This is a genomic window from Lysobacter brunescens (genome assembly GCF_042677005.1).
Lineage (GTDB): Bacteria > Pseudomonadota > Gammaproteobacteria > Xanthomonadales > Xanthomonadaceae > Lysobacter_I > Lysobacter_I brunescens.
In genome coordinates this window covers 2298957-2322542 of sequence record NZ_JBHTIF010000001.1, presented here as the reverse complement: position 1 = coordinate 2322542, position 23586 = coordinate 2298957, and the positions used below count along the sequence as shown (strand labels likewise).

29 protein-coding genes are annotated in these 23586 nt (G+C 64.0%); 9 read left to right on the top strand and 20 right to left on the bottom strand.

Features of this window, described 5'->3' with window-relative positions; translation table 11 throughout:
- Positions 1–121 precede the first annotated feature (121 nt).
- The gene (locus ACFQ0E_RS10210; RefSeq protein WP_386823547.1) at positions 122–496 is read left to right on the top strand and encodes a hypothetical protein; all 375 of its coding nucleotides are present in this window, start codon (positions 122–124) and stop codon (positions 494–496) included.
- 69 nt (positions 497–565) lie between these two features.
- On the opposite strand, the gene ACFQ0E_RS10205 is transcribed toward ACFQ0E_RS10210, so the two are convergent.
- The 9 genes from ACFQ0E_RS10205 to ACFQ0E_RS10165 form a co-directional block, all read right to left on the bottom strand.
- On the bottom strand, positions 566–1066 hold the full coding sequence (locus tag ACFQ0E_RS10205) for a hypothetical protein (protein ID WP_386823546.1): 501 nt from the start codon (positions 1064–1066) through the stop codon (positions 566–568).
- A gap of 65 nt (positions 1067–1131) precedes the next feature.
- Positions 1132–1575: a hypothetical protein gene (locus tag ACFQ0E_RS10200; RefSeq protein WP_386823545.1), complete on the bottom strand. Its 444-nt coding sequence runs from the start codon at positions 1573–1575 to the stop codon at positions 1132–1134.
- Positions 1572–2033 carry a CC0125/CC1285 family lipoprotein gene (locus tag ACFQ0E_RS10195; RefSeq protein WP_386823544.1) on the bottom strand — a complete coding sequence of 154 codons (462 nt, stop codon included), beginning with the start codon at positions 2031–2033 and terminating at the stop codon, positions 1572–1574. Before ACFQ0E_RS10195 ends, ACFQ0E_RS10200 begins: the two co-directional genes overlap by 4 nt.
- Before the next feature lie 94 nt (positions 2034–2127).
- Positions 2128–2490, bottom strand: a complete 363-nt coding sequence (locus ACFQ0E_RS10190) for a hypothetical protein (RefSeq protein WP_386823543.1) — start codon at positions 2488–2490, stop codon at positions 2128–2130.
- Between the two features lie 14 nt (positions 2491–2504).
- Entirely contained in the window at positions 2505–3383 is an 879-nt protein-coding gene (locus ACFQ0E_RS10185; protein WP_386823542.1) for a hypothetical protein, read from the bottom strand.
- 262 nt (positions 3384–3645) lie between these two features.
- A complete protein-coding gene (locus ACFQ0E_RS10180; protein WP_386823541.1) occupies positions 3646–5475 on the bottom strand; it encodes an AbgT family transporter in 1830 nt (609 codons plus the stop codon).
- A 192-nt stretch (positions 5476–5667) separates the two neighbouring features.
- Positions 5668–6633 carry a hypothetical protein gene (locus ACFQ0E_RS10175; protein ID WP_386823540.1) on the bottom strand — a complete coding sequence of 322 codons (966 nt, stop codon included), beginning with the start codon at positions 6631–6633 and terminating at the stop codon, positions 5668–5670.
- 185 nt (positions 6634–6818) lie between these two features.
- Positions 6819–7106, bottom strand: coding sequence for a hypothetical protein (locus ACFQ0E_RS10170; protein WP_386823539.1), 288 nt, complete (start codon positions 7104–7106; stop codon positions 6819–6821).
- A gap of 103 nt (positions 7107–7209) precedes the next feature.
- Complete coding sequence (locus ACFQ0E_RS10165) at positions 7210–7758, bottom strand: hypothetical protein (RefSeq protein WP_386823538.1); 549 nt, start codon at positions 7756–7758, stop codon at positions 7210–7212.
- A gap of 100 nt (positions 7759–7858) precedes the next feature.
- On the opposite strand from ACFQ0E_RS10165, the gene ACFQ0E_RS10160 reads away from it, so the two are divergent.
- On the top strand, positions 7859–8284 hold the full coding sequence (locus ACFQ0E_RS10160) for a YqaA family protein (protein ID WP_386823537.1): 426 nt from the start codon (positions 7859–7861) through the stop codon (positions 8282–8284).
- 112 nt (positions 8285–8396) lie between these two features.
- Here the strand turns inward: ACFQ0E_RS10160 and ACFQ0E_RS10155 are convergent, their stop codons facing one another.
- Complete coding sequence (locus ACFQ0E_RS10155) at positions 8397–8753, bottom strand: hypothetical protein (protein WP_386823536.1); 357 nt, start codon at positions 8751–8753, stop codon at positions 8397–8399.
- Between ACFQ0E_RS10155 and ACFQ0E_RS10150 the strand changes: the two genes are divergently transcribed.
- Positions 8748–9728, top strand: a complete 981-nt coding sequence (locus ACFQ0E_RS10150) for a hypothetical protein (protein ID WP_386823535.1) — start codon at positions 8748–8750, stop codon at positions 9726–9728. The two genes, ACFQ0E_RS10155 and ACFQ0E_RS10150, sit on opposite strands and share 6 nt — an antisense overlap.
- A gap of 136 nt (positions 9729–9864) precedes the next feature.
- Here ACFQ0E_RS10150 and ACFQ0E_RS10145 read toward each other — a convergent pair whose 3' ends face one another.
- On the bottom strand, positions 9865–11007 hold the full coding sequence (locus ACFQ0E_RS10145) for a trypsin-like serine peptidase (protein WP_386823534.1): 1143 nt from the start codon (positions 11005–11007) through the stop codon (positions 9865–9867).
- A 622-nt stretch (positions 11008–11629) separates the two neighbouring features.
- Between ACFQ0E_RS10145 and ACFQ0E_RS10140 the strand changes: the two genes are divergently transcribed.
- Positions 11630–12445 carry a hypothetical protein gene (locus tag ACFQ0E_RS10140; protein WP_386823533.1) on the top strand — a complete coding sequence of 272 codons (816 nt, stop codon included), beginning with the start codon at positions 11630–11632 and terminating at the stop codon, positions 12443–12445.
- 106 nt (positions 12446–12551) lie between these two features.
- Here the strand turns inward: ACFQ0E_RS10140 and ACFQ0E_RS10135 are convergent, their stop codons facing one another.
- The 9 genes from ACFQ0E_RS10135 to ACFQ0E_RS10095 all read right to left on the bottom strand — a co-directional run bounded on the left by ACFQ0E_RS10135 (position 12552) and on the right by ACFQ0E_RS10095 (position 20279).
- Positions 12552–12878 (bottom strand): hypothetical protein, encoded by a 327-nt coding sequence (locus ACFQ0E_RS10135; RefSeq protein WP_386823532.1) that lies wholly within the window; start codon positions 12876–12878, stop codon positions 12552–12554.
- Between the two features lie 331 nt (positions 12879–13209).
- Entirely contained in the window at positions 13210–13953 is a 744-nt protein-coding gene (locus ACFQ0E_RS10130; RefSeq protein ID WP_386823531.1) for a CPBP family glutamic-type intramembrane protease, read from the bottom strand.
- An 88-nt stretch (positions 13954–14041) separates the two neighbouring features.
- Positions 14042–14173, bottom strand: coding sequence for a hypothetical protein (locus tag ACFQ0E_RS10125; protein ID WP_386823530.1), 132 nt, complete (start codon positions 14171–14173; stop codon positions 14042–14044).
- A gap of 559 nt (positions 14174–14732) precedes the next feature.
- Positions 14733–14924, bottom strand: coding sequence for a hypothetical protein (locus ACFQ0E_RS10120; protein WP_386823529.1), 192 nt, complete (start codon positions 14922–14924; stop codon positions 14733–14735).
- A 291-nt stretch (positions 14925–15215) separates the two neighbouring features.
- On the bottom strand, positions 15216–16154 hold the full coding sequence (locus ACFQ0E_RS10115; protein WP_386823528.1) for a hypothetical protein: 939 nt from the start codon (positions 16152–16154) through the stop codon (positions 15216–15218).
- 544 nt (positions 16155–16698) lie between these two features.
- Complete coding sequence (locus ACFQ0E_RS10110; protein ID WP_386823527.1) at positions 16699–17592, bottom strand: DUF4145 domain-containing protein; 894 nt, start codon at positions 17590–17592, stop codon at positions 16699–16701.
- 472 nt (positions 17593–18064) lie between these two features.
- Positions 18065–19450, bottom strand: coding sequence for an NAD(P)(+) transhydrogenase (Re/Si-specific) subunit beta (locus tag ACFQ0E_RS10105; protein WP_386823526.1), 1386 nt, complete (start codon positions 19448–19450; stop codon positions 18065–18067).
- Complete coding sequence (locus tag ACFQ0E_RS10100; RefSeq protein ID WP_386823525.1) at positions 19447–19950, bottom strand: hypothetical protein; 504 nt, start codon at positions 19948–19950, stop codon at positions 19447–19449. Before ACFQ0E_RS10100 ends, ACFQ0E_RS10105 begins: the two co-directional genes overlap by 4 nt.
- A complete protein-coding gene (locus ACFQ0E_RS10095) occupies positions 19947–20279 on the bottom strand; it encodes an NAD(P) transhydrogenase subunit alpha (protein ID WP_386823524.1) in 333 nt (110 codons plus the stop codon). Before ACFQ0E_RS10095 ends, ACFQ0E_RS10100 begins: the two co-directional genes overlap by 4 nt.
- Before the next feature lie 272 nt (positions 20280–20551).
- Here ACFQ0E_RS10095 and ACFQ0E_RS10090 point away from each other — a divergent pair, with 272 nt between their 5' ends.
- From ACFQ0E_RS10090 to ACFQ0E_RS10070, 5 genes are all read left to right on the top strand, one after another.
- On the top strand, positions 20552–20860 hold the full coding sequence (locus ACFQ0E_RS10090; protein WP_386823523.1) for a hypothetical protein: 309 nt from the start codon (positions 20552–20554) through the stop codon (positions 20858–20860).
- A 63-nt stretch (positions 20861–20923) separates the two neighbouring features.
- Positions 20924–21556, top strand: a complete 633-nt coding sequence (locus tag ACFQ0E_RS10085; protein ID WP_386823522.1) for an RNA polymerase sigma factor — start codon at positions 20924–20926, stop codon at positions 21554–21556.
- Positions 21553–22152 (top strand): hypothetical protein, encoded by a 600-nt coding sequence (locus ACFQ0E_RS10080; protein WP_386823521.1) that lies wholly within the window; start codon positions 21553–21555, stop codon positions 22150–22152. The genes ACFQ0E_RS10085 and ACFQ0E_RS10080 overlap by 4 nt, the downstream gene beginning before the upstream one ends.
- A complete protein-coding gene (locus tag ACFQ0E_RS10075; RefSeq protein ID WP_386823520.1) occupies positions 22149–22679 on the top strand; it encodes a DUF3106 domain-containing protein in 531 nt (176 codons plus the stop codon). Before ACFQ0E_RS10080 ends, ACFQ0E_RS10075 begins: the two co-directional genes overlap by 4 nt.
- Positions 22679–23578, top strand: coding sequence for an alpha/beta hydrolase (locus ACFQ0E_RS10070; protein ID WP_386823519.1), 900 nt, complete (start codon positions 22679–22681; stop codon positions 23576–23578). Before ACFQ0E_RS10075 ends, ACFQ0E_RS10070 begins: the two co-directional genes overlap by 1 nt.
- Positions 23579–23586: the final 8 nt, after the last annotated feature.

Below are 23586 nucleotides of genomic sequence, written 5' to 3'. Positions count from 1 at the left end.
CCCGTCACGCGATGCCATGCATCCTGCGGATAGACTCGGCGCGCCGGACCCACGTCCGGCCGCGCATGGACAGGCATGGTCCAGCGCGTGAAGGAAGTCCATCCATACGACTGGAGGTCTCATGAGAAGCATCATCGCAGTGCTGTTCAGCACCATCCTGCTGATGTGCGCCATTCCGCAGGTGCAAGCGCAATCCACTTGTCCGTATTCCTCGGTACAGGTCCGCGTCCAGCCGAACACGTCCATTCCCTGGACGCAATCGGTCACCGTGGCCGTCGGAAGCAACGTCCATGTCGGCGTGTTCAAGAATGGCTGGGGCGTGCCGGTCTCGCCGGGCACTGTCACCGTCTACGCCGTGCAGGGCTCGCTGTGGCAGACGATGAGCCTGAGCAACGGCTGGGAAGCCTGGTGGCGTTCGAACTACGCCACCACGTGGAGCTTCGAAGCCTATTGCGGCGGCATGTGGGTCGGCCGCGCCACCGCGACCTATCGCTGATCGCTGCACGTCCGGGCGGGAACGCCTCGCCCGGACCCTGGACATCACGTCCCAGGCATCCATGCCTCCTCAGTCGCGCAACCACTTCAGCATGCGCGGGTAGCGCACCTCGCCGCAGTCGGGCGTGAACCCCGGCGCGGCGGCCAGCCCCGCATCGCAGAGCCCGCGCAATCCCGGATACACGCCGAACGCGTACATCTGCAGCAGGTCGCGCGCACGGCCGTGATAGCCGCCGTCGTGGATCAGCACCTCGACCGGGATATCCAGCGCCAGCACGGCGGCGTACGCCCAGGCCATCGCCTCGGTTTCGCCGGCATGCGCCGCATCGGCGGCGTTGGGCTGGTCTTCCTCGGCGATGTGCCGCACCTGCGACGGCAGCACCGCCAGATGCCCGGCCTCGTGCAGCAGGTCGCCCGGCCACTGCAGGCGCGCCGGATCGACCAGGATTCCGCCCTCGCGCAGCTCAAGGCCGGGCAGGAACGTGCCCTCGGGCAGCGTCGCCTCGCGGATCGGCAAGCCGATGCCGGCGATGAAATCGAAGATGGCGCGATAGTGCTCGGCGTGGTGCATGGCATTGCGTCTCGTGGCCCGGCCCGGGAACGCGACCATTCTCACCCGGATCTCACCCGTCGGCGCTAACGCTTCTTCCGGTAGCTGCAGGCGCTGTTGTCCGGGCTCAGCGTCGGCTCGAAAGCCAGGCCGATGCGCGTATCCTCCGGGGCCTTGCGGTAGATCAGCGACGAGCAGCGGTTGCCCTCGGTTTCGAAGTCCTGCAGGTACTCGTGGTCCTGGGTCGGCACCAGACTTGCGCTCGCCGAGCAGTAGTAGTTCATGTAGCCGTCGCTGGAGGCGAAATTCGCGCCGATGACGATGCGCTGGCCGACCGGGATCCGCGCGCGGCCGTCCTTGGTGGGCAGCGACTGCGGTTCGGTATCGGCGCAGATCCACGACGTGACGCCACGCGGCACTTCGATGAGGGTGGACGGTGCGTTGGCCGGGAGCTTGTACACGCTCATGCAGCCGGAGCCGGCGAGCAGCACGAAGCCGGCGAACGCGATGCGCATGGTACGGGTGTTCATCGCGAAGTCTCCTTGCCGGTCGCGGGCGCGGCCTCGGCGCCCTTCACTTCCGCGGCGTAACGTTCGAGGATGGCGGCCGCCGGAATCGCATCGCGCTCGCCTTCGGGCACGACCCAGATGTAGGCATGCGTTGCGGGCTTGCCGAAGGTGCTGCTGACCTTGCGTTCGGTGCTGCGCACATCGGCCACGGCGTCGTACAGCGACGAATACAGCACGAAGTGCGTGCCGCCCTCGCGCTGGGTCACTTCCGCGCTGCGGTACAGCAGGTAGATGCCGACCTTTTCCGGCTTGATGAAGCCATTGCCGGCGAAGCCGACCTTGATCGTGCTGCCCGGGCCCTTCCGGTCCCAGTAGCCGCCGGTCCAGCCGAGCAGCGGATTGCTCGTGCTGTGGTAGCCGGTGGCGCAACCGGCCAGCGCGCACGCCAATGTGGCGGCCGCGAGTGTCCGCAATCTCATCGTGGATTCCCCCTGTGGAATGATCCGGCGCGCCTGGCGTGCCGTGGACGACATTATTTCCGCAGGCGAAAGACCGGGCAAGTCGTCGCAGGATTCAGGGGGCGTCCGGATCGGGCGGTCGCTTCGCCAGGTTGCGCAGGAAGAGGAAAAATCCGCCACCCGCAAGCAACAGGAAGAACACCGCGTCGCCGCTGGCACGCTCGATCAGCGCGAAGGCATCATGCAGCACGATCAGGATGCCGAGCAGGCAGAGCGACGACAGCAGCATGTGCGCGCTTTTCGCGATCGTTCCGGGCTTGCGCACGGCGGAGAACACCAGGTTAACCAGCACCAGCACGACCGCACACGGATAACCGACCAGCAGCGTGCCGAACCCGGTGTAGTCGCTGGCCCAGGCGACGCCCGGAGACGACAGCAAGGCCAGCGCGAACGGCACCCACTGGACGGTGGCGCTCACGCGCGTCGACATGCTCAACGCAGCTTCACCGCATCGATCGGCATCACCAGCACCCCCATGAAGCCCAGCCCGCCCGGAGATGCGGGCATCGCACCTGCGAAACCGCGCACGATCATCCGGTCCTCCAGCAGCAGCGCGTGCTCGTAGCGCACGGTGTTGTGGAACCTCGGCGACAGTGCGGGCAGTTCGGCCTTCATGGGCTTGAAACCGGTCAAGGTGCCGGCGACATCCGCCGCGATCGTGTCGAGGGCGCGCGCATACGCGGCCTGGATCGCCGCTTCGAGATTGGCCATGCCGTCCGCAGGCAGGCCCTGCGCGACGTCGAGCAGCGGGACACGGCCCTGCACCAGCGACGAATAGCGACTGTTCCATGCACCGATGTTCACGTCGACGATGGCCCAGAAGATCAAGCGCCCGTCCTGGTCGCGGGTGACATGCAGGCTCGGGACGATCCGCGCCTCCTGCGCACCTGCGCTCGCCTCGCCGCGCGCCTGCAGCGCCTTCGCCATCAAGGCCTGGGGGGTGAAGGGAAAGCGGCCGCGCAGCGCCCCCGCCTCCTTTTCGTTGGCGTTCTGGACGGCCGCAGCATTCGCGCCTGCGCCCAGCGGCCCGAACAGCAGGCCGACGGCCAACCCACCACCACCGAATTCCTGCCGGTAGGTGATCCGCCTCTGTTCGTCGAGGAATTGACCGGGTCCGACCACGACCAAGGCAAGGCCACCGCTGCGCTTGGCCGGCTGCGGCGGCGGAGGGGTCGGTTCGACCACCGAGAAGCGCAGGCTCTCGGACAGCGCGGGCTCCGGCGGCATCGCATACATCACCTTGCGCGCCGACGATTCGGGGGACCACGTCACCAGAAGAACGAACAAGAAGACCCACCACCCCTGTTTCATGCCAAGCCCCTGCGTGCGTCCGGACAAACCCGTGTCGCGATGTTACCGCGTGCACCGCCGGGATCGCGGACGACACCATCTGCAGGCAGCACGGGGCACTACCGGACCCAGCCGAGCGACCACAGCGTGATCGACACCCATCGCTGCGACAGCGCGCCGGGGCAGCGCCCATCGCCTTCGCCGTCCAGCCCGCCGCCGGGGCGGCAGAGTTCCCGGCCCCCGGTGTCGAACAGGATCCATTTGCATCGCAAGTGCGCGCGACTCAACCGCGAGGCAGATACAGCAGCGGGCTGTCGGGGCCGAGCGGCGCGCCGGTGAAGTACCAGAGCACCAGCATCGCGGTCCACACCAGGCCGAGCACGATGGAATACGGCACCATCAGCGCGATGAGCGTGCCCAGGCCCGCGCTCTGCCGGTATTTCTGGAACACGGCGAGGATGATCAGCAGGTAGGAGTTGAGCGGGGTGACGATGTTCACCACCGAGTCGCCGATGCGGTAGGCCGCCGTGGTCAGCTCCGGGCTGATGCCCACGATCATGAACATCGGGATGAAGATCGGCGCCAGCACGCCGAACTTGCTGAGCATGCCGCTCATCGCGAAATCGCCGAACACCACCACCGCGACGAAGGCGACGACCAGCAGCGGGATCGGCAGGTCGGCGTCGAACAGCAGGCTGCCGCCGGCATAGGCAAGCATGCGATCGAGTCCGCTGTAGCCCATGTAGGCGACGAACTGGGCGAGGAAGAACAGCATCACCAGCACCGGCACGATGCTGCGGATGCCGTGATTGAGCGCATCAGCCAGGTCCTGCTGGTTGCGCAGCGCGCCGTTGATCACGCCGAACACCAGGCCCGGCAGCAGGAACAGCAGGAAGATCATCGGCACGATCACGTGCGACCAGCGCGGCCCCGGCGATTCGGCCAGGCGCGGCGCGCCCTCGGCGACCACCTGCAGCGGATCGCTGGCGAGCACCGTGCTGCCCTCCTCCAGTTCCGTGCCCGCCGGGACCAGGGTCACCGCCTGCTGCACCAGCACGCGGCCGTTGGGCAGGGTCGGCTGGCCATCGCCGTGCAGCGGCATGCCCGGCACCAGGATCAGCGCCGCCAGCACCGCCGCACCGGCGAGCATCGCGACCAACGCGCCGCCGAGCGCGCGGCGTTCGCGCGGCGTCAGCGCCATCTGCTGCGCGGTGCCGTCGGCGCCGGCCTGCATGTCGTCGGGATGCTGCCGGCGCAGGCGCGGCTCGACGATCCGGTCGGTCACGAACCAGCCGACGCACATCACCGTGAAGGCCGAAACCACCTTGAAGAAATAGTTGTGCAGGATCGACACCGTGTAGTTCGGATCGATCACCCGCGCCGCGTCCTGCGCGAAGCCGGTGAGCACGCCGTCGCTGCCGTTGGGGAAGAAGCCGCCGCCGAAGCCGCCCGCGACGCCGCAGAACGCCGCCGCCATGCCGGCCACCGGATGCCGGCCCATCGCGAGGTACAGTGCGGCCGCGAGCGGCGGCAGGATGATGTAGCCCGCGTCGGAAGCGATCGACGAGGTCGCACCGACCAGCACCACCGCCGGAGTCAGCAGGCGACGCGGCGTGAGCAGCGCGAGCGCGCGCATGAGCGCACTGAAGAAACCGAATTTCTCGGCCAGGCCAATGCCCAGCATCGCGGTGAAGATCAGCGGCAGCGCCGGCATCTGCGCGAAATTGCGCAGCGCGGACGAGAGCATCCAGTAGATGCCGTCGACGGTCAGCAGCGATTGCGGGCGGATCGGCGCGCCGGTCTCCACCAGGTCCACCATCGGTGCACCGCGCGCATCCAGCTTCGGGACCTGCGTCGTGGTGCCGTCGGCGCCGACCACGGCCTCCATCACCACCGTCGGCTTGACCGGCTGGACCTGCCAGTCGAGCGCCGCGCCGATCGCCGACAGCGCGACGACCACGGCGGCGAGCAGCGCGAACAGCAGCGCCGGCTCGGGCAGCTTGTTGCCGATGAACTCGATCCAGTCGAGGAACGAGCGACGACGCCCCGGAGGCGTCTCGGGCGGCAGGGTCGTGGCCGGGATCGTGGCCGGAGTCTGGGATGCGTCGGACATCGGGATAGGGGCTTCGCAACGGGACGCGGGAAGCTAGCACGCGCCCCGGTGCATGGACGCCGGTGGGAAACGGCATCGCGCCGTGGAGGCGGATGCCGCCAGATCCTGCAAGCCGGGCCGAACGCCCGCTGTACGGCGACAGCGGGACGTGCAAGGCAAGCCTGTACGCCAGGCCGCGCGCGATGCGCCCGATCAGTTTCCGTAGACGTAGATCTGGAAGCTGTAGTTCGCCGGACCGCCGGGATACTTCGAACTGCCCGAGGGATCCTTCGCAGTGCCGAACAGGCGCATCTGCGTGGTGTTCGCGATCTGCAGGCCCATGCCGTTGCGCCAGTCCGAACCGTTCCAGCCCGTGTACTTCGCGTTGTAGGTGATCAGCCCGAACGAAGTCCCCGGCGTGGTGTTCACCGTGTACAGCCACAGCTCCTCGTCCTCGCGGAATCCCAGCAGGTACACCACGTCGCCGGTGGTGTTGGTCTGCGTCACCAGCGCAAAACTCTGGAACTGGTCGCCGGTGTTCAGCGCGCTGCCGGTGTACGTCGTCTTCAGCACCCAGCCGGGGTTCGCGGTGCCCACGGTGCTGATCGGCGCCTGGTAGACGTACATCTGGTAGTGGTCGTACTCGTACACCACGAGCAGGCACTGGTCCACGCCACTCGCATCGCGATACGCGGTGATGCCGACGGCGGATGCCTTCTTGCCCGGCATCGTCAGCGTGGAGAGGTAGACCGGCGAAGAGAGGTTGCCGACGTTGTAGAAGGCCACCAGGCCGTTGCCCGTCCCCGAGGTTTCCAGCGGGACGGCCAGCAGGTCGCCCATCATCTGGATGCCCGCCGCGTGGTAGTAGCCCGAATTCGGCAAGACCACCGAACGCACGGCGGGATTGCTGCCCTGCGCCTGCGAAAACCCCGAGAAATAGCCCGAGGTGCTGCTGGCCGAGATGCAGCCGTTGGCGATCGTGGGCCCGCCGTTGCCGTTGTAGGGCGCGATGCCCTGGTAATGCCATTCGACGCTGTCCACGGGATTGATCGAGGACCAGGGCGGAATCGGAATGGTGCCGCTGACGGTGTAGCGCGTCGGATTGGTGCGCGGGATGGCGTTGAGGATCGTGGGCACGGACGTGCGGGTGCCGTCGATTTTCGGATTGGTCAGCAGCATGGTGCGGCATTCCTTTGCGGATGGAGAGGAGACATTGCGTCTTGCGGAAAAAGGCCTCGGCACGAGACCGGTTCACGGGCGGTTCGCCCGAAAGCCATGTTGCCATCCGCGTACTGCCGCCTTCGTATCAGATCCGCATCACCGCACGCCTATCGCTTGATCGCCTTGATCTCCTGGCGCAGCGCCTAGCCGCTCTGGCATGCGGGATCGTCCTCGCCATTCCGGCAGGCGCCCTGCAGCACGCGCAGGGCTGTGTCGTTGTCGGGCTCGACACCCAGCCCGCGACTCAGCTGGAGTGCCTGCATGGTGCATCCCCACGGATCATCGAACGCGCATGCACGCGCGAAGGATCGGTAGGTGCAGGCCAGCATCGATGGATCGTCCCGCGCTGCCATGAACATGCCTGCCGCGCGATTGGTGCAGCCCGACGGGATCCCCAGCGTGCAGGCGCGCTGGAAGAGCGCCTCGGACACGGGCTTCTCAGCCGTCTCCTGGACCGACTGCGCGAGCCAGTCCAGGATGTCCTGACACCATACCGATCATGACCCCCATCGCAGCGGCGAACAGCCGCCGCGCTCATGGCCGCTGCGGCGCCTCCAGCGCCTGCAGCGCATCGCGCACCCGGGCGATGCGCTGGTTCCGGTCGAGGTCGTTGTACCACTCCCAGATCCGGGCCTCGGCATCGCCGCAGCGCAGGGTGAGGCCGGCTCGGCTTTCGTCGGGAATCGGGCGGCGTTCCCTGACCTGCTGCTTCCATGCCTTCAGCTCGACCAGCAGCGAGGTCAGCGTGCGATGGCGCGACGCATCGACCACGGTCTCGACCCGCTGCGCAGGTTCGCGGGGATCGGCGACGCGGTCGCGACGGTAGGCGCCGTCGGCCCCGAGCGAAATCGTCGTTCCACCCCACAGCCCGTGCGCATCGCTGTAGACGACGGCGGGCAGGGGTGCGCCTCCTTTCGCCGCATTCGCGAGGCAGGCCTTCAGCGAAGGCGTCTTCGCCGCCACGCTGACCGAGAGAGACAGCAGCAGCGTGCCGAGGAGGACCGACGCGGCGCAAGGGCCGGGGATCGGGCCATCCGCCTCGACATCGGTCGCGATGTAGAGCTCGGGAAGTCGTTCGTTCATGGCAAGTGCCTCCAAGGTGTTGAAAGGGTATCTGCGGTCGCGACGCGTGGCGATGCCTGGCATGTGCGGCAAATGCGATCGAAGCCCATAGACTACCCGCATGCCCGACTTCGGCCTGTTCATGGCGGCGTTCCTCGCTGCAACCCTGCTGCCCGCGCAGTCCGAGGCCGTGCTGGTGGCCCTGCTGCTGGACGGCCATTCGCCGTGGCGACTGGTCGCGGTCGCCAGCATCGGCAATGTCCTGGGCTCCACCGTCAACTGGTGGCTGGGCCGCGAGATCGTGCGCTTCGGCGACCGCCGCTGGTTTCCGGTCAAGCCCGCCGCACTGGAACGCGCACGCCGCAGCTATGCCCGCTGGGGCCGCTGGACCCTGCTGCTGAGCTGGGTGCCGGTGATCGGCGATCCGCTCACCCTCGTCGCCGGCATGATGCGCGAGCGCCTGTCCGTTTTCCTGATGATCGTGACGTTCGCGAAAACCCTCCGCTACATCGTGCTGGCGGTCGCCGTAATGACGCAGGCGAACTGACGCCGGATGTGGCGAGCTTGTCCAGGCCAACGGCTCGCAGCGCGGGATGTCACAATCCACGACGGAACGCGGGATGGGTACCCGCGCTGGAACGAAGTCGATGCATCTTGAGTCACCGGTCCTGTCGCCGGACGCCCGACGTCCTCCCTTCTTCGATGGCATGGACGAAGACCAGGCGCATCTGGCGTTCGCCTGCGCGGCCTGCGGTGCCGACAACGACATGTCGCTGCTGTCGTTCGTGTCCCGTGCGGAGCGGTGGTTCGACACGCTGGACGACGCCGATCGGCTGCAGTTCGTCCGGCATTTCCGCATGCCGCTCGGCGAATCGCTGGGCAAGCTCGTCATCCGATCGCACGACGATGCAGCGCCCTGCTTCGGTCCCGTCGATTGCAGTCGCTGCGACCGCACACACCTGCTCTACCTGAGTTTCGGCGAGATCCAGCCCGCGCGTTACCGCGCACGCATGCACGGCATCGCCCTCATTACCATGGACGCAGTCGAATCCACACCCGCCATGTCCCCGCTCTCGCTCGTCATGCCCCTCGCCAGCGGTCGTCTGCTGCTGCGTTTCCAGGACAGCACATGGGGATTGACCCATTCCATGCTGGACACCGACCTGCATCGTTTCGCCGCTGGCCCACTCGGCATCGCCTGGGATGCACGCACGGGTCTCGATGCCGTCGACCTGCATGCCGCCAGCGAACCGATCGTCGACACCCGGCATACCTGGCTGCTTGGCTGTCGTGAGCATGCAGGACATCGCGAAACCGGCTTCGGTCTGCAGCCTTTCGCCAGCGAGCCCTTGGTGCTGTACGAGATCGACGAAGCGGGCACGCGCGTCGAGACCTTCACGCTGCAGCAGTTGCGCAGCGTCGAGGGCTGGCAACATCGACTGGAAGACGCCGACGCCGCCTGGGCGATCGATGTCATCGCCCATGCGGGACAGGAGATGGTGGGCCTGCAGGCCATCGTGAGCGCAGCCGCGCGCCGTGAGGGCGCCCTGCACGACCCATTTCCGCTCCTGCAACAACGCAGCCAACGGCAAGCCGAAAACGCAGGCATGTCACTGGCCGGCTGGCACGCGGAAGCCGGCAAACCGCCGCTTCGCTGCTCGACCCAGTCGAGCAGCGTCAGTGCGCTGATCGGCGACATCGCCCATGTCGTCGAGCGCATGCAGCGCCGACGTGCGATGGATCATGCCCAGGCTGCGAACGCCCTGCTGCTCCATGTTCTCACCGCGCGGTTCGAACTGTCCGTGCATTGGCAAGGCGCCGACAACCATCAGCGCATCGGAGACTGGACCTACACCCTGGATCTTGGCGAACTGCGGGGCACCTGGGATGCGGACGACTTCGAGGCACTGTGCGATCAAGCGATCAGGCGCTATGCCCGCGACCACAAACCATCGGAACTCCAGGTCCGGCTCCGCATCGAAAGCGAGTGAGCCGCCCGATGAGCCGCTCGATGAGTCACCCGAGGCCGGCAATGCAGACGGCGCGAACGCAGGACGGGCACAAGCCCGCCCTGCGCGCTGCCTGCGGATGCATCGGAAGCGCCCGCAGACGTCGATCCGCCAGCGATCAGCAACCGTAGAAGTTGCAGAGCGGAACGAAATTCGCCGAACTGAAGCGCGGCCCGACGAAGGTCGTGCCGAAGCCGCCCGGGTACGGACCACTGGTCACGCCGGTGACGATGTTCTGCGTGTTCGAATACGGGTGATAGCGCAGCAACCAGCCACCGCCGCTGCTGCCGTAGGTCATGTCGCAGCCCTTGGCCAGCACGTCCAGCCCGCCGTTGAAGCTCTCCGCCGTGCAGATGTGGGTGTACTGCGTGCTGAGGTTGCTGGCGTAGCCGACCGAGTGCAGGTTCATGATGTAGGGCTGGTCCCAGGCGCGGCCCAGCCAACCGACATAGTTGGTCACCGGAAGACCGGTGCTGAGATTGTTGCCGAGCCGGATCATGCCCACGTCCCAGCGCCGTCCACCGATCGTGATCCAGTTGGTCATGATGCCGGCGGACTGCCAGCCGTACACGCCATAGGGCGCCACGCCGAAGCGATCTGCAGGCACGAAGCGGAAATTGCGGTGCCAACCCTGCCCTCGCGTGTACAGGCAGTGCGCCGCGGTGACGATGATGTTGCGCTGGCTGATCACGTTCGCCGTGCAGTAGCTGCTCGCGCCGCTCGGCGTGACGAAGTACAGCTTGCCGATCTTGTTCCACGGCGCGAACTGCCACATCTGCGTGTTGACGTTGCCGGAATAGCGCGTGAAGACGCCGGCGGTTCCCAGCGTCGTGAATTGACGGGTGTTGCGCTGCCGGTTGTCGGCGAGGGCATCGAGGCTGACTTCGCCTTTTTCGATCATCCGGTCCATCGTTTCGAGTTCGGCCCAGGCCTCGGGAAACGCAGCCTTCGCACGCGCGCTGGCATTCGCAGCCGCCGCGCCGCCGGTCGCGATGCCGGGCGTCGCTTTCCTGTCCGCGGCCTTCCCGCCTGGGCTCTTCGGCGTCGTGCCCCCATCGTCCTCGACCCAGTTCAGCGGCAACACGCGCTCGCGCTGTTCGGGTTTCTCGAACGGATCAGGCCCCTCGTTCGCGGGTGCTTCGACATGCTTGACCTCTGCGGTCTGCGCGATCGCACCCAGCGGCGCGAAGAGGAACGCAAACGCCATGGCACCGACAAAGCAGCGGCCATGCAGGCGATTCTGCAAACGTGACGTGTTCATGATCTACGACTCCTTGTAGGTTCGGGAATGAACATTCGTATCGCGATTCGCCAAACGCGGCGCCATCGCGCCGCGTGGCGAAGCCACGTGTCATTGCCGGGCAGGCCGCCTATCCAATCGAATACGTGGAGAATCGAACAGCATTCGAGCCAACCGGACCATGCCATGTGGCCAGCGCATGGTAGTGCCTTGTTTTTCAGAACCATCGCAACGCGCGTCAAACTTCGGAGATTGAATTTCTCGATCAGATTTCGTGCGAACAGGACAATGCATCAATTCGAAATCCCTTGCGTACGCAGAAATAAGGACATCGAACCTGGCGTGTCGAGAAAACGTCGTGTGTCTCCATGGGTCCCAAAGCGCTCGCCGATCCGGGTGGATTTTCACCCAGCCCACCCGCCCCCCTTGCCCTCAACCCTTCGATCTCGATACGCAAGCGATTGATTGGAGTGCCTTTGATTTCAAAGGAAGCGCCATCGGCAACGAAAGGCCCGGATCGGGATGAGCTTTCCGCCCCTGCGCGCGGTTGGCCCGTCGCTTGCTGAGGGATGCAGGCCAAGCGGATGGCTCGCCGGACAGGCCGGCGATCGCGCCCGCTCCATGCACAAGCCAGGGGAATCCGATGGACGAGAAACGCAGCAAGAACACCAAGCGCAAGATCGAGGAAGTGAAGTCGTTCCAGAAGATCGAAAAGACGCACAAGATGGATGAACTCGCTCCGATGCAGCGCATGACGCGCGGAAAGACCAGAATGATGAAGCTCGAATCGAAGAAGGACTTCTCGAAAGTCGAGCACTTCGGCTTTGATGTCACCAGCAACCTCAGGGAGGCGATGAATCAAGGAGGCAAAGAGGCAAACAGTGAAGTCCGCCATAGAATGCAAGGGGACATCAAACGCTTCATCCTTCACGGCAAATCTCCGGACGAGCTCCTGAACCCCAAGTTCGCCAAGTATCTGTCGAGGATGCAGAAACAAGAATTGTCGTTCATACAGAAGGACAATCGCATCAATCCCCGGGACGGCGGTTCCTACAAGGGCCACATGTTCACGATGACCAGGGTGATGGACTTCGACAAGGAAACCAAACCAGAATCCGAGTTCAAGGAGATCCAGCAACCTTCGAGCCCGCGACCCAAGGATTCCGGGAAAGGCACATGGCACCGCAGTCACACGTCACCCTATTCGTTGAACGGAACGGAAACCAACAAGGCGAAAACCGTCTATGCGCCGAGCTGGAGCAACATCACGATCGACAGTGGCATGGAACGCTTTGCGAAGGAAACGGTCAAGAAGTACGGCGAAGGGAACGTCTTCCACTTCCGCCTGGACAGCCATGATCGATCCAGCCTTGGCGTGATCGTGCACGATGTGAAAAGCGAGTCGGAGAAGCATCGCTGGTTCACCGTGACGGCCCAGTACAAGCGGAAGAACCTGTGAAGGAAGGCGCGGATAGATCTGCAGGGCGGGTCTTGCACCCGCCGAATGGCGGCCGGGTCATTGTTACGTTCGATTGAGGCTACAAGGCCCGCGCTACCCAAGAAATTCACTCGTCTTGCGCATTAAGAGGGTGCAACAGAAGTTCACGGGCGATGACCCGTGCCTCGTCTTCCGTTTCCACCATTTGCACTTCGTAATCTTCACAAGCAAGCAGCGCTCTCCACGACACTGCAGGATCTGAAAGCGCTTTTTCGAGCTCCTCCTTGAATCCGGAGAACGCTGGCGAAGAAAAGACCAACTGGGCATAGAGCCTCTTGCTCACATCGATCGACAAGCCATCTTCAGAGTTGAAGCACGTCCTGAGCGCTCTAACGACTCGGTCCAAACTCATTTGTGCCCGGGTCCGAGGTAATCTCCGCTCGAATTCTGCCACGACAGCGCTCCGTTTCGCATGACAGTCACTGTGGCTGCCGTTGCGATTCAGAGGCGCATCGCGCGCAGGCGCTTCATGGTTTGGTAGCCCGGGTAAGCGCAACGCGCGCACCCGGGATGAAGGCACGCGCACCTATCCGTAAGCCCCGGATGCGGCCTTTGGCCTTATCCGGGCTACTCGCTGCGTGACGGCAAAAGACATCGTCATTCCGGCAGAAGCCGGCATACCATTCTTGAAGCATCTGAAGACGGGCCCCAGCCTGCGCCGGCATGGCGACGAAGGACGAGTCCGACGATGCGCATCGCGCGCAGGTGGGCCAAGCCCAGTCGCGTCATTGCGCCAGCGACGACATCCACAGCACGACGCCGAACAGGGTCCAGTCGTTGAGGACATGCGCACCGGTGGACACCCACAGGTTGCGGGAAAACACATAGCCCAGGCTCAGCACCAGGCGCGCCGTGCCGATGATAGCGAGGCATTGCAGCAGGTCCCAGTCATAGGTCGGCAAGTGCACCAGTGCGAACGGCAAGGCGGACAGCAGCCACGCCACGATCACGGCTGTGCGTCGCCGCACATGCATCCGGGCATGCAGCCACCACAGCAACGCCAGAAAGGGCAGGATCGTCAGCAGCTCCTCGCCCAGCAGCTGCGGCACCATCGCCGCCAACGTCATCGCACGCATGGCGCCATCCGCCTCGCCCAGCGACTGGAACATGGGATTGGCCGAAACATGATGCAGGCCGGCCACCAGCGCACCGACCAGCATCGTGACCAGCAGGTTGAGTACAGCGATGCCCACCATCAGCAACACGTCGCGACCGCGCACGCGATGGAACAAGGCCGTCCAGTGCCGCCCGGCCACCAGCGCCAGCGCCCCTAGCGGGACCCCGCAGAACAGCAAGGCCGGGACCCAGGTGCCCCACGGCTGCGGAAGATGCGTCAAGGGAGCGGTCAACAGGTAGAAGGCGAGCACCACTCCCGCCATCACCACCAGCCACTGCCACCCGGACAGCGCGACCGGGATGCCGGAATAGAAGGGGAAATCGGGACGATCCTGCGAAGCGGACGTAGGCATGGACGACTCCGGGCAGCCGATGGCGGCATTAAAGCATGCGGCTGACGCTGGGTGGCGTGGCTGGTTCTGAGCAGGTTTTGCTGGGTCATTACATGGCGGCCATGCCGCGCAGGGCGGCTTGCGGGCTGGCGCCGCTGTCTTCGCACAGGGCGATGAACTGGGGCGGGACTTCGACGAGCAGAACGTTGGACGGCTGGAACTGCGGCTTGGGCTTGGACATGACGGACCTCCGTTTCGCCCGGCAGCCACTGTGGCCGCCGTTGGCGATTCAGGGGCGCATCGCGCGCAGGCGCGTCAAGGTTTGGTAGCCCGGGTAAGCGCAACGCGCGCACCCGGGATGAACGCACGCCTGTCTATCCGGAGGTCCCGGGTGCGGCCTTTGGCCTTACCCGGGCTACTTGCTATTGGAATCAGGCATCTGCCTTGTATGACCGCCAAAAACCAAACCATTCGTTCGGCTCTGGGTATTTGCACTTCATAAGTCTCTTTGTCTCGCGTGACTGGTCATCCCACCATTCGTCGAAGTCATACAAGTAAGCCTCACCGACTCCCATTCGCCAACCCATAGACCTTCGCGGGAGGTTCGGATACTTAACCCAAGGCGGCGACATCATTCCATCCGCATCATGGTCGGGTACCGGTGGATCAGGCCAAGGACCAACAACGATTGAGCCATCTGTCACGGCAGACTCCAGAGCAAAAAAACTGACGGCTAAAAAAAGCATCTCTTCAGACACAAAGCGTACCGGGCGCAGACACCGCCTGCGCCCGGGTGAAGCTTACGCGGTGGGGCCGTCGAGGGGCACCAGGCGGTCGTCGGCATCGTAGCGCAGGCCGCAAAGCATGGCGGCCATGCCACGCAGGGCGGCTTGCGGGCTGGCGCCGCTGGTTTCGCAGAGGGTGATGAACTGGGGCGGGACTTCAACGATGAGGACGTTGGACGGCTGGAACTGCGGCTTGGGCTTGGACATGACGGACATCCGTTTCGCCCGGCAGCCCCTGTGGCCGACGTTGGCGATTCAGAGGCGCATCGCGCGCAGGCGCGTCAAGGTTTGCACCGCAACTCGCCTCGACCTTGACGCGCCGAGCACGGTGCGACACTGGGACGACAACGGTGGACACATTGAGTCCATGAAGCGGCCAGGCTTTTCTAGAATGGGTTGAGCGCAGCGATACCCATCATCGGCCTCGCGAAATGCGATGGGTTCCGCCCAGCGGAACCCATCCTACCGCGCTCCCTTGGAGAGAATTTCAACAGCCTGCTAATTAGCAATTTCCTTCAAATATCGCTCTTCCAATTTCATTTTTTTAAAGGAACGCAAACCAAACACAAATACAAGCAATGATGCGGCATATAGCAATGGATCATTTACGTCAAAAGCAGCTAGCAATGTAAAAAAAACGATCGCGATAAACGACGAGTACAATCTAATTCTATGCATTTTTGTCACTGATTTTTCAGCATGAATTTTGAAGTGTATAAGCAATGCCCAGTCGTCAATGATGAACAGCAGCACAAATGATGTGAGAGAAAAAAATATACTTTCATATCCCAATATATATTGCATCCACAAACAAATGATCGTAGAAAAGAAAAACATATTTCCGGAATTTCCAGCTGACTTCGTGCTTGAGGAATAAAGTGTCGCTGGGTGATTTTCATATTCAGTGTGCGCGGCCGCTATTCTTACACCATAGCCATCATCAGCGACCCTTGACTTTGAATATCTAACATATGCCATGTACTCATCTCTTTCCAAACTAGACTCCATGGCTAAAAAATTAATAGTCGTAAACACGGAAACTATACTACACACCCTTAAAGCCAACACCCCTGATGCGAGATCATCAACTAATCCGTCAAGACCATTATCAATCAGAATAAAAATTAGATTAACCACCGAAAATATCGCGGGAAAAAAGACGATTGTGCATACGATACTTACAACCAGTAACAATATGCAGAAAATAACAGTTGAAAAACAAATGAAAAAAATAGATGAAAATAAAACACCAAGGCCTTTTGTTCCTTTTACCGCCTCAATCCCTACCGCCAGAAGTAAACACGCAATTAGAACCAATGCCACCATTGAAGGCACATTAGATAAGATAAGGGATATAAGCCACCCTTCAGTCATAAGCCTAACTGACCCCGTATATACTTGCCCAAAGATCGCCCCATGTACGATCCCGCTGGCCACTGATCTTGCGCAGCCTAGAGGGCTTCTCCACCGATTGGCCTCGCAGCTCGGGTGAGCGCAAAGCGCACACCCGGGATAACGAGGGCATGCCTACTGAAGACCTTGGGTACTTGTTACTTGCCATGCAAGACTCCTGCCACCCGAATCTCCTTGAATTTACAGACCGTAGGGCGCATAAGCCGAAGGCGTCATGCGCCATGACACGGAAAAGTTGCGGCAACCCGAAAGGAGGTGCATGACGCTTCGCTTATGCACCCTACAACAGCGTATCCGCTTTACGGCCTTGGGGCGGGACTTCGACCAGCAGCACGTTGGACGGCTGGAACTGCGGCTTGGGCTTGGACATGACGACACTCCGTTTCGACCGGCAGCCCCCTGTGGCCGCCGTTGGCGATTCAGAAGCGCATCGCGCGCAGGCGCGTCAAGGTTTGCATCGCAACTCGCCTCGACCTTGACGCGCCGAGCACGGTGCGAGGATGGGACGACAGCGGTGGGCACCTAGAAACTCTACTCTGACCCCTGTTTTTGCTGAGTTATCCAACAATCACGTTACGACAAAGTGTTGCACTTTGCCCGGCGATTGGCCAAAAACGTCAAGCTTCCCGACACCGAGCTTGGTAAACGTACCTGATGCAATCGCGGTCACAAGTTGGGACTCCATGTGTGACACTCCGGGCTGGATACGTCTCACCTCCCGCCCGAGATACTTTGCAAGAGGGAATTCGTCTCCTGATTTGAAGGATTTGAGGCACTTTGTGAGGAGCGCAACGAAATCCGCGAAATCGTCAATGACAGTGTCAAGCTTTCCACGGGCGTCCTCGTCAAGGACATACAGTGTAGAAATGAGATGCTCAATAATTCTTAGTGCGATGCGGATTTGATTGGACGTGGCCGGCTTGATTTCGTGAGCTGCGTCATTGCCCAGAAAGCGAATTGCGTGCAGCCGCTTTGCATCGCGCAGGGAAATTAGCCCCTGCGTCGCGAGCTTGGAAATGCGTTGATCAAGAGTCTTTCCTGTAATCTGTTGCTCATTGCAAATTGCTTCTACCGTGCCTCGTAGTCCAAGTCCAGCTAGCACACCCGCCTCTTCCCTTATTGCAGTTAGTGATTCGCGGTAGATGGATTGCACGATGTCTGGCACATGATGAAGGCCATACAGTTCCTTGTGCCCATCCAAGTACTTCGGGTATGTCTTGATCTCTTCAGGCACCTCCCAGTGGCCGTCAGCGAGCGGGTATGCATTCTCGAAATCAACAAATTCGTACCTAAATGACTTTCCTCCGCAACCCAAACATCTAACAACGCGATGTGAGATACGACAATGATAGTCGTCCCCGCCATCGTCATCCGATGAATAAAGCACTTCATGGTTAGTGTTTCGCTCGCAACTAGAACAAGCGGAAGAGACAACAAGTGGTTTTGCCACTTTCTGCGCCATGAGAAGATCTCTCTTGTGTTGGCTAACTATGTTTAGACTTGATACTGACGTATAACGCATCGCTCTGTAACAAGGCGCTGGCAAGGACGCAGACAGCATTGAAGCCAAAAGATGCTCATAGAAATCAAACCCCTGTCAACCGCACACCATGCGTTGCAACTGCTCGTGGACCGTTTATCTGACGCCCACACAGCCTATCGTCGTCTTTCGTCACTCAGCCACCAACCCGTTATTTCCGACAGGTTGCGCACCGCCCATCGCCTGCTTCGTACACCATAGCCACCGTTGCTCTCGATGCGCTCTCTCTTCTCGGATCAAAACGGCATCACTTCGGCATCAAGTAGCTCGCGCTAAGCACAAATAAGAAGCGCCACCCGAACCCGGATGACGCCTTTGATGTACCGCCCTAGCGATGTCCGGCGCTGCGGCCGGCTCAGGTGGGGTTCGCTGCGCTCACCACCACCCTACTCGGTCAATGCCCACCATCCAACGCCTTCAGCTCGCTGACGAGCTGGTTCGCCATATCCGCACCGTCGCCATACAGCATCCGCGTGTTGTCGGCGTAGAACAGGGCGTTTTCGATGCCGGCGAAGCCGGTGCCCTTGCCGCGCTTGATGACGATGGTGTTCTTGCTGTTCACCACGTCGAGGATGGGCATGCCGTAGATCGGGGAGTTGGGGTCGGTCTTGGCGACGGGGTTGACCACGTCGTTGGCGCCGATCACCAGCGAGACGTCGGTGTTGGCGAACTCGGGGTTGATGTCGTCCATGTCGACGATGAGGTCGTACGGCACGCCGGCTTCGGCGAGCAGCACGTTCATGTGGCCGGGCATGCGGCCGGCGACGGGGTGGATGGCGAACTTCACCTTCACGCCGCGATCGATGAGCTTCTGCGACAGTTCCCAGATCTTGTGCTGGGCCTGGGCGACGGCGAGGCCGTAGCCGGGGACGATGACCACGCGTTCAGCGAAGGCCATCATCGCGGCGACGTCGCTGGCGTCGATGGGCTTCTGGCTGCCTTCGATGGCGGCCGCTTCACCCGTCGCCCCGAAGTTGGAGAACAGCACCGACTGGATGGAGCGGTTCATCGCCTTGGCCATGAGCTTGGTCAGCAGCATGCCGGCGGCGCCGACCATCATGCCGGCGATGATCAGGGCCTCGTTGCCCAGCACGTAGCCTTCGAAGGCGACGGCGAGACCGGTGAAGGCGTTGTACAGCGAGATGACCACCGGCATGTCGGCGCCGCCGATGGGCAGGGTCATCAGCACGCCCAGCAGCAGCGCGGCGACGAAGAAGCCGATGATGAAGACCGGGTCCAGGGTGACCAGCGCCGCCACACCCAGGCCGACCGAGGCCAGCGCGACCAGGGCGTTGAACGCCTGCTGGCCGGGGAAGGTGTAGCGCTTGTCCATGCGGCCGTCGAGCTTGGCCCAGGCGATGACCGAGCCGGTGAGCGAGACGGCGCCGATCAGCGCGCCGACCACCGCGAGGCCGAGGGTGAAGTTGTTCGGCGCCTTGCCTTCGGCCGAGAAGCGCAGCAGTTCGACGGCGCCGATGGCCGCGGCCGAACCACCGCCCATGCCGTTGAACAGCGCGACCATCTGCGGCATGTCGGTGATGGCGACCTTCTTGCCCCACATCCAGTTGACGGCGACGCCGAGCACGATGGCGACGGCGATCAGCGCGATGTTGTGCAGGTCCGGCAGGAAGAAGGTGGCGATGGTGGCGATGAGCATGCCCACGCCGGCCCACTGGATGCCGCTGCGCGCGGTCTTGGGCGAGGCCATGCGCTGCAGGCCGAGGAGGAACAGGGTGGCGGCGACGAAGTAGCTCAACTTGACCAGCAACAACAGGCTCATGCGTTTGTCTCCTGCACCGGATGGCGCGCATCCGTGGCGTTCTTGTCCAATCGGTGGTGTTCGTACATGTCGATCGCGGTCTTGAGCAGGCCCAGCATGCCCAGGCCGAGGGAGAACAGGCCCAGCGACAGCTGGTTGAGCGCGCTGTCGCTGGCGAAGTAGCTGCCGACGAGGCCGGCGACCATCATCACGAAGGCCTGCCCCGCGATGAGGCACAGGAAGAGGAAACCCTTGCGCGGGTCCTGCCAGACCTTGCGCGAGACCTCGTTCTGCGTGCGCTTCGGATCCTGCAGCGAAGACAGGCCAATGCCGATCCCCATGTACAACAATGCGTAGTTGGCGTCGTCGAAGATCCCGGCGATCCCGGTGAAGGCAGGCTTCATCGCGTAGGCCAGGGCCGCGAGCATCGCCGGGTACTGCAGGTAGCTGATCTTCTGGAACAGCTCGGTGACGCGGGACGGCGATGGGCCCGACGCGGCCGGCGTCCGGGCTGCCGTCATTGCTTGCCCTGCCCCGGCTTGCTGGAAGGCTTGAACATGTCGAGCATGCGCTCGGTGACGACGTAGCCGCCGGCGGCGTTGCCCGCGCCCAGGAACACGGCGATGAAGCCGATGGCCTTCTCGAGCGTGGTGTCGGCGTGGCCGAGGACGACCATGGCGCCGATGAGGACGATGCCGTGGATGAAGTTGCTGCCGGACATCAGCGGGGTGTGCAGGATCACCGGCACCCGCGAGATGATGACGTGCCCGGCGATCGCCGCGAGCATGAAGATATAGAGCGCTACGAAACCATCCACGACGTCCGTTCTCCAGAGGGTGCTGTCCCGCATCATAACCGCCGGGCCATGACATTCGAGACCGTCCGGACACGGGCAAGCGATACGCAGGTCTCATCTGCTTATGCCCGTGGGCGGGTTGTCGATGGCGGGGTGTGGGGGCGCTGGACGTCGGGCTGCCCTGCCCCCCACCTCGATCCTTCCCCGCAGGCGGGGGAGGAAGTCGAAGCCCGCCATGTAAGGCCACTGTCAACCGAGTCACCCACCGGGCGTTTCCCCTGCTGCAGGCGCCGCGTGCGCCGTCCCGTCGAAGCCCGAGGTGCCGCATGAAGCCGTCGATCCTCCTCCCCCTCCTCCCCCTCCTTCTCGTCCTGGCCGCCTGTGCGACCCAGGCCGATGCCCGGGCCGCCGACCGGGGCGACCGCATCGATGCCCGTCTGGACCAGCGGGGCGAGCGTCTGGACGAGCGGTTCGACCGCCGGGCCGGGCGGGCGCAAGATCAGGGACATGAACGCCGCGCAGCGCGGCTGGACCGGACCGGGGACCGGATCGCACACCGGCTGGATGCGAAGGGCGACCGGATCGACGGCCGCCTGGAGCGTCGGGCCGACCGCCGCCAGGACCGCAGGCATTGAAGGCCGGACGCCATGGCGGATGGCCACACCCCGACGGACCCGCGAGGGTCTAGAGTTTCGCGCATGAGCCCGGACGCCGGCCAATCGCGCAGTCCTTCGGCCGTACCCCCCCGGGCGGCCGAGGGACATTCTCTTCCGCACTCGCCGGAGGCGGTGGCGCAGGCCACGCCGACGACGCTCGACGCCTTCCTCGCGGGCATCTCCGCCCGCGCCTTCCGCTTCGCCGAACTGGGTCTGCGCCATCGCGAGGATGCGCTGGACGCGGTGCAGGACGCGATGATGAAGATGATGGGCTACCGCGACCGCCCGGCGGCGGAGTGGACGCCGCTGTTCTGGAGCATCCTGCGCAGCCGGATCATCGACATGCAGCGGCGCAGCCTGTTCCGCCTGCGCTGGATGCTGCCGTCCTCCGCGAAGAACAACGAGGACGGCGAATCGATCGACTGGGCGGACAACACCGCCGACGACCGCCCGGACCCGTCGGGCGCACACGATCAGCAGGAGGCTTACCGCACGCTCGCGTCGGCCCTGCGCGCGTTGCCCGCCCGGCAGCGCGAGGCCTTCACCCTGCGCGTGCTGGAAGACTGCGATGTCGCCACCACCGCGCGAATCATGGGCTGCAGCGAGGGATCGGTGAAGACCCACCTCTTCCGCGCCCGCGACACCTTGCAGAAACAGCTGGAGGATTTCCGATGACCCCGCAGACCGACCTTCGCGACGAGATGGACGCAGACGACGCGCTGCTGCGCGCCGCGCGCCATGCGCACGCGGCGTCGCTCGATCGCCTGTCGCCGCGCGTGCAGGCGCAGCTCGCGCAGCGCCGCCGCGCGGCGATGCAGCCGACACGCAACGCGGGACGCGGCTGGGCGATGATCGCCACCGCCTCGACGGCCGTGCTGGCCGTGGCGATCGGTGTGTTCGTGATGCGCGAGGGCGTGTTGCACAACGACAGCACACAGGCACCGCAGGTCGCGGATAACGGCGCAGCGATGACGGCCCCCGTCGCACCGGCGGCGCAGCCTGCGCCTGTCGACATCCGCGTCGCCGATGCCACCACAACCACGCCGAGCACGATCGCCCCCCCCGACGCGGCGGTCGCACCGCAGCCCGTCGCAACCGACACGCTGCCGGACACGCTGTCCGATTCGCTCATCGCCGCCGAGTTCGACGCCGTCGAGGCGATCGAAGGCGCGACCGACGACATCGGTTACGGCGCGTTCGACGAAACCCCTGATTTCTACGCATGGCTGGGCTCGGAAGACGCGCTGGCCGACGTTCCGGAGTCGCTATGAATCGCACCACCCTCCTCGCCCGCCTGCTCTGCACCTTGCTGGTCGCAGGCGCCATCTCCCCGGCGCTCGCCGGCCCGCCTGGCCGGGGCACCGACCAGGCACCTGCGCGCGAACAGGGGCCGCCGCCTCCGCAGTGGGAACAGCTGACGCCCGCGCAGCGCGAGATGGTGATCGCGGTGCTGCGCGATCGCTGGAACGACAATCCGCAGGAGCGCACGCGCATGCTCAAGCATGCCGAACGCTGGAAGGCGATGACGCCCGAGCAGCGCCGCAGCGCGAAGCACGGCATGGATCGCTGGGCCGGCATGAAGCCCGACGAACGCCAGCGCATGCGCGCGCTGTACGAGCATGCGCGCCAGCTGTCGCCCGAGGAGCGCGCGGCGCTGCGCGATAAGCTGAAGACGATGACGCCGGAACAGCGCCGGACGTGGATGCGCGAGCAGCGCGAACTGCGCCAGCGTCGCGCACCGGGCGACGTGCCCGGTCGTGCTGCACCCGACGCCCCCGCCCCCGACCGCCGCCCCTGATGTCGCACCGCCGCACGCCCTGGCCGCTGGTCACGTTCGCGCTGCTGCTGGCCTGCGGCGCCGTGCTTCGACCTGCGGCACAGACGTCCGCGACCACCCCGGTCGCGCTGCCGGCACCGATGCGCGACGTCGCCTACGGGCCCGATGCCGCGCAGCGCTTCGACATCGACCTCCCCGCGCGCGCCACCGGTGCAGCCACGGTCTTCCACGTGCATGGTGGCGGCTGGGCCTTCGGCGACAAAGCCGGGCAAGTCGAGAACAAGCGCGCGCGCTGGACCGGCGCCGGCATGTTCTTCGTGTCGACCAACTACCGCATGCGCCCCGTCGCGGATCCGCTGGAGCAAGCACGCGATGTGGCCCGTGCACTGGCCGAAGCGCAGCGCGTGGTCGCGCGCGCGGGCGGCGATCCGGACCGTTTCGTGCTGATGGGCCATTCGGCTGGCGGACATCTCATTGCCCTGCTCGCCGCACGCCCCGACCTGGTGCGCGATGCGGGCGCGCGCCCCTGGCGTGCGACGGTGCTGCTCGATGCGGGTTCGGTGGATGTCGTCCAGACGATGACCTCGCCGCGCGGTCGCATCGGCCTGTTCCGCAATGCCTTCGGCGATGATCCTGCGTACTGGCGCACGGTCTCGCCCATGCACCAGCTCGCGGGCAAGACCGCACCGATCCTCGCCGTCTGCGCCAGCGAACGCCGCGATTCCTGCAGCGCGAACCGCGCTTTCCTCGACAAGGCCGCAGGCTTCGGCACGCGCACGCAGCTGATGCAAAAGCCGCTGTCGCACGGCGAGATCAATCGCCTGCTCGGCGAGGACAATGCCTATACGCGAGAGGTGGAGGCGTTCGTGCGGTCGCTGCCCGGATTCGAGTCGCTTGACCCGGGTAGGACCGCAGGTTAAACAGCGCG

Coding starts and splice junctions, on each gene's coding strand:
- ACFQ0E_RS10210 (WP_386823547.1), top strand. CDS start 122: ATGAGAAGCATCATCGCAGTGCTGTTCAGCACCATCCTGCTGATGTGC.
- ACFQ0E_RS10205 (WP_386823546.1), bottom strand. CDS start 1,066: ATGCACCACGCCGAGCACTATCGCGCCATCTTCGATTTCATCGCCGGC.
- ACFQ0E_RS10200 (WP_386823545.1), bottom strand. CDS start 1,575: ATGAACACCCGTACCATGCGCATCGCGTTCGCCGGCTTCGTGCTGCTC.
- ACFQ0E_RS10195 (WP_386823544.1), bottom strand. CDS start 2,033: ATGAGATTGCGGACACTCGCGGCCGCCACATTGGCGTGCGCGCTGGCC.
- ACFQ0E_RS10185 (WP_386823542.1), bottom strand. CDS start 3,383: ATGAAACAGGGGTGGTGGGTCTTCTTGTTCGTTCTTCTGGTGACGTGG.
- ACFQ0E_RS10180 (WP_386823541.1), bottom strand. CDS start 5,475: ATGTCCGACGCATCCCAGACTCCGGCCACGATCCCGGCCACGACCCTG.
- ACFQ0E_RS10175 (WP_386823540.1), bottom strand. CDS start 6,633: ATGCTGCTGACCAATCCGAAAATCGACGGCACCCGCACGTCCGTGCCC.
- ACFQ0E_RS10165 (WP_386823538.1), bottom strand. CDS start 7,758: ATGAACGAACGACTTCCCGAGCTCTACATCGCGACCGATGTCGAGGCG.
- ACFQ0E_RS10160 (WP_386823537.1), top strand. CDS start 7,859: ATGCCCGACTTCGGCCTGTTCATGGCGGCGTTCCTCGCTGCAACCCTG.
- ACFQ0E_RS10150 (WP_386823535.1), top strand. CDS start 8,748: ATGCACGGCATCGCCCTCATTACCATGGACGCAGTCGAATCCACACCC.
- ACFQ0E_RS10145 (WP_386823534.1), bottom strand. CDS start 11,007: ATGAACACGTCACGTTTGCAGAATCGCCTGCATGGCCGCTGCTTTGTC.
- ACFQ0E_RS10140 (WP_386823533.1), top strand. CDS start 11,630: ATGGACGAGAAACGCAGCAAGAACACCAAGCGCAAGATCGAGGAAGTG.
- ACFQ0E_RS10130 (WP_386823531.1), bottom strand. CDS start 13,953: ATGCCTACGTCCGCTTCGCAGGATCGTCCCGATTTCCCCTTCTATTCC.
- ACFQ0E_RS10125 (WP_386823530.1), bottom strand. CDS start 14,173: ATGTCCAAGCCCAAGCCGCAGTTCCAGCCGTCCAACGTTCTGCTCGTC.
- ACFQ0E_RS10120 (WP_386823529.1), bottom strand. CDS start 14,924: ATGTCCAAGCCCAAGCCGCAGTTCCAGCCGTCCAACGTCCTCATCGTT.
- ACFQ0E_RS10110 (WP_386823527.1), bottom strand. CDS start 17,592: ATGGCGCAGAAAGTGGCAAAACCACTTGTTGTCTCTTCCGCTTGTTCT.
- ACFQ0E_RS10105 (WP_386823526.1), bottom strand. CDS start 19,450: ATGAGCCTGTTGTTGCTGGTCAAGTTGAGCTACTTCGTCGCCGCCACC.
- ACFQ0E_RS10100 (WP_386823525.1), bottom strand. CDS start 19,950: ATGACGGCAGCCCGGACGCCGGCCGCGTCGGGCCCATCGCCGTCCCGC.
- ACFQ0E_RS10095 (WP_386823524.1), bottom strand. CDS start 20,279: ATGCGGGACAGCACCCTCTGGAGAACGGACGTCGTGGATGGTTTCGTA.
- ACFQ0E_RS10090 (WP_386823523.1), top strand. CDS start 20,552: ATGAAGCCGTCGATCCTCCTCCCCCTCCTCCCCCTCCTTCTCGTCCTG.
- ACFQ0E_RS10085 (WP_386823522.1), top strand. CDS start 20,924: ATGAGCCCGGACGCCGGCCAATCGCGCAGTCCTTCGGCCGTACCCCCC.
- ACFQ0E_RS10080 (WP_386823521.1), top strand. CDS start 21,553: ATGACCCCGCAGACCGACCTTCGCGACGAGATGGACGCAGACGACGCG.
- ACFQ0E_RS10075 (WP_386823520.1), top strand. CDS start 22,149: ATGAATCGCACCACCCTCCTCGCCCGCCTGCTCTGCACCTTGCTGGTC.
- ACFQ0E_RS10070 (WP_386823519.1), top strand. CDS start 22,679: ATGTCGCACCGCCGCACGCCCTGGCCGCTGGTCACGTTCGCGCTGCTG.